This is a genomic window from Symploca atlantica LB2515 (assembly GCF_052546295.1).
In genome coordinates, this window is the sequence record NZ_JBQWMT010000001.1 from 6,105,776 (window position 1) to 6,120,920 (window position 15,145).

7 protein-coding genes are annotated in these 15,145 nt (G+C 42.8%); 2 read left to right on the plus strand and 5 right to left on the minus strand.

What is annotated here, in order from left to right:
* Nucleotides 1–15: 15 nt before the first annotated feature.
* Complete coding sequence (locus ACT7WV_RS25390) at nucleotides 16–2,313, minus strand: glycosyltransferase family 2 protein (protein ID WP_445105536.1); 2,298 nt, start codon at nucleotides 2,311–2,313, stop codon at nucleotides 16–18.
* Between the two features lie 227 nt (nucleotides 2,314–2,540).
* On the opposite strand from ACT7WV_RS25390, the gene ACT7WV_RS25395 reads away from it, so the two are divergent.
* A complete protein-coding gene (locus tag ACT7WV_RS25395) occupies nucleotides 2,541–2,993 on the plus strand; it encodes a DM13 domain-containing protein (RefSeq protein ID WP_445105537.1) in 453 nt (150 codons plus the stop codon).
* Nucleotides 2,994–3,097: 104 nt separating this feature from the next.
* On the opposite strand, the gene ACT7WV_RS25400 is transcribed toward ACT7WV_RS25395, so the two are convergent.
* The 4 genes from ACT7WV_RS25400 to ACT7WV_RS25415 form a co-directional block, all read right to left on the minus strand.
* Nucleotides 3,098–4,672: a metallophosphoesterase gene (locus tag ACT7WV_RS25400; RefSeq protein ID WP_445105538.1), complete on the minus strand. Its 1,575-nt coding sequence runs from the start codon at nucleotides 4,670–4,672 to the stop codon at nucleotides 3,098–3,100.
* A gap of 231 nt (nucleotides 4,673–4,903) precedes the next feature.
* On the minus strand, nucleotides 4,904–9,031 hold the full coding sequence (locus ACT7WV_RS25405; protein WP_445105539.1) for a beta strand repeat-containing protein: 4,128 nt from the start codon (nucleotides 9,029–9,031) through the stop codon (nucleotides 4,904–4,906).
* Between the two features lie 326 nt (nucleotides 9,032–9,357).
* Nucleotides 9,358–10,737, minus strand: coding sequence for a hypothetical protein (locus tag ACT7WV_RS25410; RefSeq protein ID WP_445105540.1), 1,380 nt, complete (start codon nucleotides 10,735–10,737; stop codon nucleotides 9,358–9,360).
* 153 nt (nucleotides 10,738–10,890) lie between these two features.
* Complete coding sequence (locus ACT7WV_RS25415) at nucleotides 10,891–11,577, minus strand: glycosyltransferase family 2 protein (RefSeq protein ID WP_445104761.1); 687 nt, start codon at nucleotides 11,575–11,577, stop codon at nucleotides 10,891–10,893.
* Nucleotides 11,578–11,950: 373 nt separating this feature from the next.
* On the opposite strand from ACT7WV_RS25415, the gene ACT7WV_RS25420 reads away from it, so the two are divergent.
* Complete coding sequence (locus ACT7WV_RS25420) at nucleotides 11,951–15,079, plus strand: peptidase domain-containing ABC transporter (RefSeq protein WP_445105541.1); 3,129 nt, start codon at nucleotides 11,951–11,953, stop codon at nucleotides 15,077–15,079.
* The last annotated feature ends 66 nt before the right edge of the window (nucleotides 15,080–15,145 follow it).

Below are 15,145 nucleotides of genomic sequence, written 5' to 3' on the forward strand. Positions count from 1 at the left end.
ACCAAATCTGCTCAGCTATATCTGGGAAACGGTAACTGCACTGCGGGACTCCTGAGCGATCGCATTTTGCTTCCGGTCAAATAACACTCGTGGTCTAAGCAATATCTTTAACAAAAGCCACAGAGAACGCAACTCTCCTGGTGTGTTTTGGCGCTTCCACTGTCCTGGACGGCAATACAACATCTCCACTAGACATCTTTGTTGAGATAGTGTTAGCTGCTCGAACATGACCCTGGCTGCTGGGAATTCACCGCTAAACCCAGTAATAGAGATTTGTCCTTGCAGCATCATCCCCTCTTCAAGAATTTCTACTACTGCTGGTAGGGTTTCTCCTTGAGCAATCTCAGGAAGACCTCCTTGCGTCAATGCTATTTCAGCACCAGCTTTAGAAATACTTGTGGTTACTCCCCACCAAGTTTTGCCAGCACAATTGAGTTTTACCACTCGTCGCAGCTCAAACCATTCATATACATCTAGTTTCGGGACATCCACTAAAGCTAACAAGGCAATACCAATCATTACTAGGTTGTAAACACTCCAAATTGCACCTAAGCCAAGACCGTTGAATTGTTGGTCAATTTCTGGCGTCATTGTTGCTATCCAACCTCCCTGGACTAGGCACGAGTGTAAATTTTTGCCTAGGCTCAATAATGTAGCGATGAACAAGATAATTAAAGGAGAAGCTAGTTTCCAATTAAAATAAAAGCGGTTTTTTAAAGTTCCTTTTGGTGTCACTTTAAATCTCTTAGAAAAAGGATTTAAGATTACTTGAATGACTGTAATAGCTAAGGGAAAAGCTAAAATTATAGAATAAATATCTGACAATAAAGCTGAACGAGAGCGGTAATTCAACCAAGAAAATACTGTTAACTGAACTAGATAGTAAGGCAAGAAAAAATATACTAATTCTGCTCCGGTTGCTCGCAGAGGAATGATGCCGACAAATGAGTAAACAAGGGGCATCATCAGAAATACAACACGGGGTATACTACTAAACCAATGTAGTAAACCTTCCAAGTGAGCTAATCTTTGTAAAGGTCGCAGTCCCGGAATAGTTAAAGGATTAGCCTTGACAAAAAATGCCTGCAATGTTCCTCTTGCCCATCGCAATCGCTGAACCGCATGGGTGGATATGTTGTCAGCAGCTAAGCCAGCACTCAGTTTTTCGTTTAGATATACTAAACGGTGACCTTTTGCCGATAAACGAATACCTGTAAAGTAATCTTCACTTATGGACTCAGTGAAAAAGCATCCAACCTCCATAAGGGCGCTACGTCTGACCACAAAAGAAGTTCCAGAACAAAGGACTCCATCAGCCGCATCACGAATTGGCTGAATTTGTCGGTAAAATACTTCTTCTTCAGGAGTTATGATATTGCCTAAACCCAGGTTATTAGCAATCGGATCGACGTTATAGAAGCTTTGAGGCGTTTGCACAAGGGCTACTTTTTTATTTTGAAAAAATCCTACAGTACGATCTAAAAAATCTTTAGTAGGAACAAAATCTGCATCAAATACAACAATTAATTCTCCGCTGACTTTGCTAATTGCATTATTTAAGTTTCCAGCTTTAGCATGGGAATTTTTGTATCTACCTATGTACCCACAACCCAATTCTTGAGCTAACTGCTTTACTTCCGGACGCTTGGTGTCGTCGAGTAAAAAGATTTTCTTGTTGCTGTAATTGATGGCTTGACAGCCAATTAAAGTGCGCCTCAAGATGAAAATTGGTTCGTTATAAGTAGGTATAAAAATATCTACGGACGGACAAAAAGAGCCATTTACTACTTGACGACTATACTGGTTAGCTTCGTGACGGCGATCCTTAGACCTTAACATTAAAAATAGCTGAAGAATGCTAGTGAAAACTACCAGCATTTCCATGAAAAATAAGCCAAGGCTAAAAAAGCCATTAATGGGGTCAGCAAAATTGAGGGTAGAGAGCGATCGCCATAAAATATAACGGATAGTTAGCCCAAACAAAATTCCTACTACCAGAACCCTAGACCAATTTTGCGGTTGGGGAGAAACTTTCTTGATGGTTACGGCGATCGCGAATAGTACTACTGTCGGTGTAAGTAAATAGTTTCCCATTCCCTTTGGCACTTCTAGCCAAATTAGTGAGTTTTCCTGTAGAGAATGAAGCTGGTTAGAAAACTGCTCAATTGGCTGATTTCCTGTAAGACAAGTTGAGAATGTTACCACAAATAATGTCGTGATACCTAACAGTAATAACCTAGCTAATCGAGCCTGAAAAAATTTCTTAAGCCGGCGACTATTAAAAACTTTGCTGGCCAAATTTGAAGTTGTCATTTCGAGGATTTCCTCTGGCGACGGTACTATTGTTAATTTAACTTAATATTTTTTTTGCTCTCACCAGAATAAAAACTAATTGTTATCTATATTGCTGACAAGTTCCTGAAAATAACCTGAAGTACACGTCAGAAATTTTTAACTAACTTCTCAGTAAATATTAATCCTGCAGCAGCTAGATATCGGGGATAATCGTCCGTGAAGTCGAGTTTGGAGAAACTAACGCCGTGAAGCTTAACTATCTAGGAATTTTTGGTGCCATTGCTCTGTTGACTGCAAGCTTTGCAGAGGATGCTCAGTTTCATCAAACCTTTGCTAGTCAACTTGCCACTTCCCCAGTAGTATCACAGGCAACTGTCCCTTCGGGAAGTTTTGTGGCAGCGGAACATCCTACCAAAGGAATGGTAAACGTAGTTACGGAAAATGGGCAACGTTACCTAGAGTTCGACGAAGACTTCAAAACTGATGATGGTCCGGATTTATTTGTTCTATTCCACCGCAAAAATCCACCGCAATCCTACCAAGATTCAGACTACGTAAACCTTGGGCCTCTTCAGCAGGTAAGTGGTGTTCAACGCTATGCTATTCCTGCTGATCTTGAGCCAGCAGAATTTGGCTCTGTCGTGATCTGGTGTCGTCAATTCAATGCTACTTTTGGTTATGCTCCCTTGAGTAGGTGATGCCCATAAACTTAATACGAGAGGGACAAGGGAGATAAGGGAGACCGTCCCATTGAAAATACCTTAAACAGCCATCTACTCAGGAAATTGCAGCCGTGTCATCCTCAAAGTAACAACGGTTCCAAGGGTCGATTGTGCCACTGTTGTCCATAGCGCTCAACGACGAATGGTCGTACAATAAATTTTGGAGGACAGCCTTCCTGAACATCAATGCGCGCAAATGAGTAGGAATGTCGCTCACCCTCACTTTCGTCCCTAAGACCAACGAATAATTGTGAGTTTGCCACCAATCGAGTCTGACTCCCCGTATCAGTGGGGAAAGTCTCCCTAATCTGGGATCCCGTGATACTTTGGCGACGGACACTAAAGCCACTACCACCACAAACTAGCCAGTTGAGGTGAGAATCTGCATGTCCTGTATCACCCGTACGGAGATACTCTAGGCAGTGAGCGTGACCACTAATAATTAGATCAACTAGTGGACGTCCTTGAGGCATTATACCTATTGCTGCGGATACTTCATCTAGTACCCAGCGTAAGTGATGGCGTATTGCCAAGGTTTCGAGTTGACCACACTTAGTGGCTTCTGTAACGTAGGGGGGATGGTGGAAATAGATTACCCTTCCTCGCACCTCTGGAGTGTGCCAAGAGTCAATCAATTTTTGCCGCAGCCACTCCAGTTGCTCAAAATCGATAGCAGTTGAGTCAGCAGCAGCTATGTGTTGGTCGATATCGCGAATCTTGGCTTTAACTCGCTTCAGGTTATTTTGTAAATCCTTAAGTTTGTCTTGTCTATCAGGCCAGTTAGTACGGAGAGTTGCCATCTCCTCAAGCATTTGTTGTGCTTCTTGTTCCAGTTGAGTTCGGTGGTGTTGCAGCCAACGACAGTCGGCTTCCCCAAGGGGTGTTTCTGGACAAGTTGAAGGCACATTCAAAGTGGTGGAATCGAGGGCAAAAAAGTCAATCCCGCCGATACGAAAAGTGTAGTAGCGGTTAGGAAGGCGAGTAAACTGTCCGGCTTGGTAACGTAGGCAACGACCCGTATCTGTTGGGATGGTGTAATGATGATCTAGATGTTGAGCTAACTCAGAGCCATGATCCAACCCTTTGAGGTAATCTAGAAAAGCTTTGGCAAAAGCATTACCCTGCTGAGAACCACGCCAACTCAGGTCAATTTCCCGCGATGAACCCAAAAGGCGATACAGTGGCAGCATCGCTCGTGCTAGCACACCCAACCAGGGGGATAAGTCACAGTAGTCATGGTTGCCTAATACTGGCAGAAAGGGTAAGGAAAAAACTAGGCGATCGTAAGTAACACTGCTTAATTGCTCGCCACCGACAATTAACTCGCGGTAGGGTTGGATGAATTTTTCTGCGTAGTCAGTATCGGAACCAACTAGATAAATAACATCCCCCGTATGCAAAAGAAAGCGGCTGTCTTGGCTGCACTCCAGTAAGTACTCGGCTATACGGCGTTGGGGGTTGCCCATTCGCCGAGATCCCGATCCAGTATCACCGATGACTGAGAAGGAAAAATCAGGTTGGTCTGCCCACTCTTGTTCAAATGCTAGCCGAGTTTGGTCAATGCCACGCTGGGCGATAAGAGGATGCTGCCACCGAACCCGTTCTTTCATCTTAGTGATTTTAGTCGAGGTCGGTGGGTCAAAGACAAATCCCATCGCTGACTGCTCCCTGTATTGAAGATTGGCTAAGGTTGCTATCGTGTCTCGACGTGCTGATTGTAGCTGTATAGTTGAGCAAATGCAAAGAGCGATTTAACCCAAGAGACTCCTCGCGGGAACCATCCCGTTTTTATACATTTGTATGTAGTGCGGGCATCTTGCTTGCTTTCCCTAATTTTAGGGAACAAAATGCTCCCCTGCTTGCGCTAGAGTGGCAATCTCTCAACCTTAAGGACAAACTGGTACATTCTCAAAGCTGGCTACTGCTGGCAGGAAATTGACTGTACTTGTATTTTTACTACTTACATTATCCCGATCCACTACTCGAAAGACACCTGCATTGCGTTGTAACTGGAAATCTGTGTTGCTGCTGTTACCATTAAGGGCTAAGCAGAAGTTTTGAGCGCTATTCATCGCTGCGGCAAAGCCAGGAATATTATTGTCCTGTAAAATGTTGAACTCGATATTACCAACAACCTCAGCATTGTTATTTGCCTGAAGTAAAATCCCCTCAAAACCACTCTCTACAATGGTATTATTGCTAATATTTAAACTCTGTTGAGTATTGCCCCCAGCCTGCACTAAAATACCTTGCCCCGTACTACGAATTACCTGATTAGTATCGATACTAAAGGTCTGTGTAGGAGACGCTCCTTCCTGGTTAGCAGTGGCTTGGACTAAAATACCCGCACCAGTGCTATCACTAATTTCACTGTTTTTAATAGTAAATTCCTGCTGAGTATTTCCAGAAGACTGAACTAAAATACCTTGGTCAGTGCTGTTACTTATTTCACTAACATTGATGCTAAATATCTGTTGTTGAGCGTCGTTGGCTTGAATAATAATACCTGAACCAGCGCTGTCAATAACTGCACTATTGTCAATTGCAAACTCCTGTTGGACACCCTGATTAGCCTGAACGAAAATCCCTTGGCCAGCATTACCTTGACTATCCAGTTTAGTGCTACTAACCTCGCTGTCTGTAATGCTGAAGTTTTGTTCAGTATTACCCGAAGCTTGCACAAAAATACCTGCACTGGCATTGTTATTAATTGTGCTGTTGTTGATGGCGAATTCTTGTAAGGTAGATACTTCTTCAGAATCACTAACAACTTGGACAAAAATGCCCTGTCCCGCACTATTATTAACCTTACTATCGTCGATAGTAAAATTCTGCTGGACGCCCTGACTAGCCTGGACAAAAATCCCTTGGCCAGCATTGCCCTGACTATCCAGTTTCGTGTTACTAACCTCGCTGTCTGTAATGCTGAAATTTTGTTCAGTTTCACCAGAAGCTTGCACAAAAATTCCTGAACTAGTGCTGTTACTAACTTCGCTGCTCTTGATGGTAAAATCCTGTTGTTGGGCATCATTAGCTTGCAAGAAAATACCCTGGGCAGCGCTGTTATTAATTTTACTTTCATTAACAGTTAACTGCTGTATTGCACCTTGATTAGCTTGGACAAAAATACCTTGTCCAGCATTACCTTCACTGTCAAGAGTCGTATTATCAACTTCGCTATTATTGAGGGCAACATTCTGTTGAGTATTCCCAGAAGACTGAATGGCTATACCTGCACCAGTGCTATTATTAATTTTGCTTTCATTGAGAGTTAAATCTTGTTCTGCTTGCTCAGAAGACTGGACAAAAATACCCTGGCTACCGTTGTTACTAACTTCACTATTATTAAGGGTAAACTGCTGTTGAGCTTGCTCGGCAGCTTGGACAAAAATACCTTGACTACCACTGTCACTAATGGTGTTGCTTTCCAAGCTAACTTCCTGTTGGCTATTACCTGAAGCCTGGACAAAAATACCCTGTTCTTTACTATTACTAATCGTGTTGCTATTGAGCTCTAACTTCTGCTCCGCTTGTTCAGAAGACTGCACAAAAATACCTTGACTACCGCTATCATTAATTGTGTTGCTCTCGATAGTGATATCCTGTTGGTTATTACCAGCCCCTTGGAGAAAAATACCCTCACGTCCGCTGTTAGTGACTGTGTTATTCGCGATCGCTCCTGTACCGTTGAGATTGTCTAAATCAATTCCTCTTCCGGCGGGATTAGTGATGCGGTTGTCTTGAAGTGTGACGTCACTGAGGTTTTTGCCAACAATTCCGCTATCCCCAGCATCAGTAATCTCGAAACCAGAGATCGCGATCGCACCGGGAGAATCAGTTAAAGAAATTCCGCTATTACCAGTATTAGTAATCTGACTAGCGTTGTTAGCGACAATAGTAATTGTGCCACTAGCATTATTGATCGAGATACCATTTGCAGCCGCACTAATAATTTCAATTGTGCTATCACTAATCTCAACTGCACCACTAACACCATCTAGTGCAATACCCTCCGTTGCCGAATCGTTACTAGTTAAGCTGCTGTTACTAATCGCAATATTGTTAACGTTTGTTCCCTTGAAACTAGGAACTCCTTGAGCCGTGATATTGTTGTTGGAGAGGGTAAGAATCCCGGTAGTATCTGCCAAGAGAATGCCAGCATCAGACGAGCTAGTAACTGCATTGTTTTGAATTACTGCATCGCTGATGTTGGTTGCCTCAATACCCGCGCCACCTACGCTAGAAATCTCAAAACCGGAAACAGCAATTGAGCCTGTACTATCCTCCAGTTTGATTCCCGCCTCTCCAGTATTGGTAATCTGACTACCATTATTAGCGTTAATATTTACTGTCCCAGTGGCGTTTGCTACTGAGATGCCGTTGGCTGTGGGGTTAGTAATATTAACTGTGCTATCACTAATCTCAACTGTACCGTTTACACCGTCTAATGAGATGCCATCTGTTGCGGAATTAAGGCTGGTTAAGCTACTTTGATTGATCGCAACCTGGTTAACATTTGTCCCCACCAGAGCTGGTACAGCTTCACCCGTGACAAGATTATTAGTTAGGGTAAGTTTGCCTGTAGTGTTGTCGAGTAAAACACCTGCCTCTGTGGAACTGGAGATAATATTATCTCGAATTACTCCATTACTGATATCCCTCGCCACAATACCGGAACCAGTTACACCAGTAATTGCAAACCCAGAGAGAACACTATCACTGCCCATGGTAACAGTATCTGTGACCGTAGGTAGCACACCGGAACCAGACAAAGACAACTGCACTACCCCGAATTCGGTAGTATTTAATTGTTGTTCTGGCCCTGTGGATAGTACCTGCACTCGATCTGGAATACTAAAAGCAGGAATACCAGGGTTTGTGCCTCCTTGCACATAGACAATATCGTTACCTTCGGAGAGGTTAGAGTTGAGCGCTTCCTGAACTGTACCAAAGGGATTTTCAAATGTGCCATCCCCTCCAGGTATTCCCAAATTTACCTGCTGAAACAACCAAGGTTCGCCTGTTTCCGGATTACTGGCTGTAACACTGACTGTTTCATTAAATAACTCAGATTCTTGTTGAGAATCGACGACAACACTAGCGGTGCGAACTACCGATTCTCCCAGCCTTGCTAAAACTGTATCCTGTTTACTGACTCCTTGAGGGCGAGTTCCCGGAAAAGTTGCTCCCACACTTAAGACAACATTTGTGCCAAAAGCGGCATCATCTTGAACTGACAAACCTAAACGTAGAGTATCCGTAGGACGAGCTTCTAGTCTAAGTCGCCAACCTAGGATATCATCACTACCAGAAGCATCATAATAGTAAAGCCCCGCATAAGCGCGCAAATCTCCTTGGCTGCCCAATCGAGCCAGTCTGGTTCCTCCTTCAACATCAAAACCCGCCATTGCTGCTTGCCAACGACGGATTTCCTGAAATTCTCTTTGTCCTTGTGCGACTAAAGAGTTACCTTGAAAGAAGGGTTCCGATAAGGGTTGAAAACCTGTTTCAACCACATCCCTATCTACTAACTGACGAGTGTCACCAATGGGTACATAGGCATTAAGACGAAAGTCCCAATCATCCCCTAAGCTTTCAAATCCTGCTCCTAGTTGGTTGAAGATGCTATTGCCAGTGTTACGGCTATCGTAGGCAACGTAACCGCCAAGAATTCTGTTATCTTTACCGCTGTAAAAGCGATGTCCTAAGAGAATGTTACCACCTAAGTGAGAGCCAGTCTCTAAGAGCAGTCGCCCTTCGATAAAAGTGAGCGTACTACCAGGAGTTTGCCATAGAGGAATGAAGCCTTCTAGGTGAGTAAAGCCGTCGTAGCCAGCACCAGAGGTACTATAGCCAACTCCCAAGCGGGGAGAAACTTTTAGAGAAGCGGCACCACCAGAGACAGAAGGAATGGGAGTGCTGGTTTCGGTTTCTGTAGTTTGAGCAAAGATAGGAAGAGTAACTGTTTGGGAAAGCAGCAAACCGAAGCCTAGCAACTGTGCCAGCTTTTGCATAAGTTGTGCGGATGATCAGGACATTAATTCCTCTTTCTGGCTTGGCTAGGTTACATCTGGAAAGACTCCAAGAGGGGAATAAGAAAGAAGGAATAAGCATGCCCTTGAGCGGAGCGAAGGGTAATAGGTAATAAGCATGCCCTTGAGCGGAGCGAAGGGTAATAAGTAATAAGACCAGTGAAATGCTTGTCTGAAAGGTTGAGTGGATGATTGTTTACATGGGGGATTGCAAAAGTATGAAATTAATTTAAGTCAGCGACGGATCGATATATACACTGAGATAAATGTGATTATAAAAAAGACAGTATTTTGCGAGAATTATAAATCTATCTTCCCGCAAACATAGTGACTATTCTATAAGTAAGTATTGGATAAATCTCAAATAAAATCATACCTAGTATTAAGGCATTAAAAAGATTAAACCACTTGAATTTAAAGCGAAAAATATTAATCCGCGGATGATGATGGGCGTGTACGGTTAACACTGATGCTATAAAGAACATGAAGGGCAGAAATTGCGCCAAGACAAATCTGCTACCACTGGCAATGGGAATATACCAAGCATAAAGCAGCAAATAAGCGATTAAGTAGCTTAGGGTAAACGAGATCAAGAAACAATGCTTTTTAGCAATTGCCCAACTGCTGCGAAAGTTTAAACAGGTAATAATTAAAGCCATTGCCAGGTAAATAGCGGCATATTTGAAGTATCCGTAAGACTGACTAGTAACCGAATATATTTTGTCTAGTCCATTCAAAAACCGCTCGAATATTTGCCCAGTTGTGTGTTCTTGTAAATATTTTTGGGGACTCGGAATTAAGTCCGTGGGCATTTCTGGCCAGCCTTTTCCATCGCCATAAAGTCTGGTTCCCTGCTTGGCTTCTTGCCAAGAGTCATACCACATATAAAAAGTGGAATTGACATTATAAAAATAATGTCCAAAGAATCTATTACTATTACTGATATAGGGATAAATCGTAACTGTAAAACATAAAATAACTAAAATTAAGCTTAGCAAATTAGAAACTAAGTAGCCTTTTGCTTCAGCTAAAATATTGGATAAATCTCTTTTCTTTGTTTGGAGATGAGTACAAAATAAATAAATTTCTTTGCCTAAGAAAAATAGAATAAATAGCAATAAACCAGGTAATATTGATGCTTTAGTAAGATGAGTTAAGCCAATTACAGCTCCACTGATAATTCCTAATTGCCATGAAGGTCTAATTAGCAGTTTGTACATTAGTAAAAAGCTACAAAAGTTCAAGAAGTAAAATAACAACTCAACTTGAACGTAGGCGGCTCTAAAAATAAATACGGTAAAAGTAGCAATTAACCAAAGATTAACAGCAAGACGCAGGGGAAAACTAGCCGCTAGAAGTAAAAATAGTGCAGGTAAAATTGCTGCTGATAAAGCAATATTAAAATATTTACCTCGAGTAAAGTACTCATTCTCGCTGAAATCAGGGTCGTATATTAGTGATAGTAAGAAGGGATAAACTGGCATACGGTTGCGTCCACCAGTGTAGTTATAGTCAGTTTCGTACATATTCTGTGCATAGCTCAGATAAGCACTCTGATCAATCTTGTCTCGATCTAAGTTGACTCGCCTCGAATGCTCTAAGGCACCATAGCAGTATAAAGAAATAAACAGCACGGCAAGCCCAGCAAAGCAAATTTTTTGGAAATATTGAATTCGATTTAATTTCATTGCCCAATATATAGCAATTCTAGATACATTGTGAAAACGCCATGTTTTATCTCTATCTATTTGTGTCAATCTGTGGTCAATGTTTCTCAGAAGTCATTAAAAAACCCTATAAATAAGCAGATTAATTAACTAAAATTATTGCCCAAAGATTAGTCAAAAAATATTATATTTTAAGATGCAATAAATAGCTCTAAATCCATCTTTCCAGTTGACTTTCTTGCCATCTTGGTAGGTACGACCGTAGTAAGAAATTCCTACTTCGTAAATGCGGCAGTGTTTTTTAGCAACTTTCGCCGTAATTTCCGGTTCAAATCCAAAGCGATTTTCCTCAATTTTGATTGATTGGATAATTTCCCGACGAAAAGCTTTGTAGCAAGTTTCCATATCAGTAAGATTGATATTGGTAAACATGTTAGACAAAGTTGTGAGGAACTTGTTACCTACTAGATGCCAGTAATAGAGAACACGATGGGCATTGCCCCCGGCAAATCTTGAGCCATAAACTACATCAGCTTTGTTTTCTAAGATTGGCTTAATCAGCAGAGGATATTCTTGGGGGTCATATTCAAGATCCGCATCTTGAATAATAATAATATCTCCCGTTGCAGCATTAATTCCTGTACGTAGTGCGGCACCCTTACCACAATTACGAGCATGATAAATAACTCTATTAACTTGTGGTTCAATGACAGACTGCAAAACCTGCCTTGTGCCATCTGTTGAGCAGTCGTCAATAATAATAATTTCCACTTCACTAATGGGAGATGCCTTGACGGCTTGAACAACATCCTCAATAGTTTTTACTTCGTTGAAACAAGGAATGATAATACTTATTTTCACAAAACAAGCAGTTTAAAAAAGGATTAAAAGTACTGATTATTGTTAAGAAACTATAGGTTAGAACTAAGTAAACAAACAGATAGAAAATCCTTAATTTTGTTCCATGGCAGTAAAGCATAGCATTAAACCCCACTTAAGGCAGATTAATCGGCGGTACGGAGTCTCTGGAAAGCAATTTCATGTAAAAATTTGTTACAAAAAACGCTTCCTTGCGCAAAAGGAAAGCTTTACTCTGAAAAATATCTAGCAACTCAAAATCAAAAAATTTTGTAGTTGGCTCCAGAAAACCTGGAAAAATGGTAATACCCGCGCCACTTTCCCGGAAATTCCAACCTTGGGACTTGCAATGCGGGATTTTTTAGGGTGAATGGTCATGTTAGGAGTTCAGGGACATAATTCAGGCCACGAAAATAGTTCCCCAATCCTTGCGGAGATCCTAAACCTCTTGAGGCTATCTCAAACAGATGCTACGGAGGCTTCCCAACTAACTCAAGCCTTTGAAGCCCGTGAATTTCAACTAGGCGATACTCTATATAGTTACAACCCACTCCATCTAGCAGACAATTCTGCCACAGAGGAAAACGATAACTTAGGCTTATATCTAATTTGCCAAGGTCGGGTTCGCTTGTTAGGCTTAGAAAAATCTGGAAGCAGAGAAGTTTCGGCAATGGTGCTGGAGGCTGGAGAAAGCTTCGGTACTGAGACTTTATTTGCCGATATTCCCTCCCTCAGACAAGCGATCGCAGCTAGTGATACTCAAGTTGCCTGGATTCCCCTAACTCAACTCCAGTCTTGGTTAGAAAGATTACCCAACCTACAAGAGTACCTGCGGCAAACTGCCCTAACTCGACAACGCCTGATTTTCTTTAAAACCTCAACTGACTGGCGACGCTTACCCGCAGCCCAACTACAAGAAGTTTTACCCTATTTAAGAGAAACCACGATTTCTGCTGGCGAAGCATTAGTTGCCTCCTCTGCATCAGGACGCTTTTGGCTGTGTAGTGGCGAAATTAGTCAAGGTGAACAAACAAGCGCCCCCAGTATAGGAGAAAGTTGGGGCTATCCCCATGCCACACCAGCCGAGTGGATTGCTCAAACCGATTTGTTAGTTTACCAACTTCCCCAAGAACATTGGCAAGCTGTAGAGAATGCCGGAATCTCCTTTGATTCCCCCTCCAGCAACAGCCACCATTCTCCTCAAGACAAGACAAGGGTTGTTGCCAAAGTCCGCACAGCCCCAGCACTGCGATCGCGGTCGCCCGCCAGCGAACCTCAAGCACCACCACCGCCTAACTCCCCAGCCGAAAGCGTAGTTTTTCCTAAACCATCCAAGCAGGGTTATCGAGTACGCAGCTTTTGGCAACGCTATCCTTTCATTCAACAACAAAGTGCCGCAGATTGTGGAGCCGCTAGCTTAGCGATGATTAGCCGCTACTGGGGCAAAACCTTCAGCCTTAACTACCTGCGGAATCTCGCCAATGTCGGCCGTGCTGGTGCTTCTCTCAAAAGCTTAGCTAATGGTGCCGAAAGTTTAGGATTTCAGGCACGACCCGTTAGGGCTTCTTTAAGCCGCTTGGTGGAGCAGAAAAACCCCTGGATTGCTCACTGGCAAGGCGATCACTATGTAGTGGTTTATCGAGTTAAAGGCGATCGCGTCCTGATGGCTGATCCTGGAGTCGGCAAGCGATTAGTAACGCGCCAAGAATTTCTCGCTGGTTGGACTGGCTATGCCTTACTCTTAGACCCCACCGAGCGCCTAGAAGCCGTACCTAACCAAAAAAACTCCCTCCGCAGCTTTTTAGGGGTAATTTGGCCTTACCGCTCCCTGGTGGTGCAAATTATCTTTGCCTCTTTGTTGATTCAGGTTTTTGGTCTGATTACTCCCCTGTTTACTCAGATCATTCTTGACCGAGTGGTGGTTAATAAAAGCTTCGTCACCCTTCATGTCTTTGCCATCGGTTTAGTACTGTTTGGAGTGTGGCGTATTGGCTTGATGGCAATTCGTCAATACCTGCTAGATTACTTTGCTAATCGTTTAGACCTCACCCTAATTAGCGGCTTTATTAGCCATGCTCTCAAGTTACCGTTGAGTTTCTTTGAATTGCGCCATGTAGGAGATATTATTACCCGCGTTCAAGAAAACCAAAAGATTCAAAGATTTCTTACCCGCCAAGCGATTACTACCTGGCTAGATTCCTTGATGGCGATTGTTTACATCGGGTTGATGGCTTATTACAACTGGCGTCTTACTTTGCTGGTAGTGGGACTAATTCCCCCTATCGCCATTTTGACCGTGGTGGCAAGTCCCTTCCTGCGGGGGATATCACGGCAAATCTTTAACAAAGAAGCTGAGCAAAATTCCTCCCTAGTAGAAATGATGACGGGGGTTGCTACAGTTAAAGCGGCGGCGGCTGAAGCAGATTTGCGTTGGCGTTGGGAAGATCGTTTAACGGCAACACTCAATTCAAGATTTCGCGGTCAAAAACTGGCTAATGGTTTGCAATCAACTGGTAGCTTAATTAATATCTTAGGTACGACAGCTCTGTTATGGTACGGGGCGATACTGGTGATTGAGGATCAACTTACCATTGGTCAGTTTGTAGCTTTTAATATGCTTATTGGTAATGTGATCAACCCAGTTCTATCTTTGGTAGGTCTTTGGGATCAGTTGCAGGAAGTAATGGTTTCTGTGGAACGACTTAATGATGTACTCTCCCAGACTCCAGAAGAAACTCCCGAAACACCATTGATGGTTCTACCTAAGTTACGGGGCGATGTAAAGTTTGAAAATGTCACCTTTCGCTACGATCAAGAAGGGGAGCGTAATATCCTGGAGAACCTTAATTTTGAGGTAAACTCAGGGCAAACTATCGCTATTGTTGGTCGCAGTGGTTCTGGTAAAAGTACTTTGGTGAAACTATTGCAGAGCCTATATTACGCGACTAGTGGCCGCATCCTGGTGGATGGACACGATATTCGCCACGTTTCTCCCTCAAGTTTGCGTCGCCAATTGGGAGTAGTACCCCAGGAATGTTTCTTGTTTTCTGGGACTATCTTAGAAAATATTACTCTCTACTCCGATGAGTTTAATTTGGAGAAAGTGACCGAAGTTGCCAAGCTAGCAGAAGCTCATGCTTTTATTCAAGAATTACCCTTAGGATATAACACCAAAGTCGGTGAGCGAGGTTCTAATCTCTCTGGAGGACAAAGACAAAGAATTGCGATCGCTCGTGCTTTGTTGGGAGAACCGCGCATCTTAGTTCTGGATGAAGCAACTAGTTCCCTAGATACAGAATCAGAACGCAGATTTCAGCAGAATTTAACGCGCATCAGCCGCGATCGCACTACCTTTATCATTGCTCACCGACTCTCAACCGTTCGCAATGCTGACTGCATTTTGGTACTAGACAAAGGTATTCTAGTTGAGCGTGGTAATCATGAAGAACTAATGGCACTACAAGGGATTTACTACCATCTCGCCCAACAACAATTAGATCTTTAAGTAGTTAAGTCTAGTTCATATACCCTTAACTCCGTTCAAGGGTATATTTATTACCCTTCGCTCCGC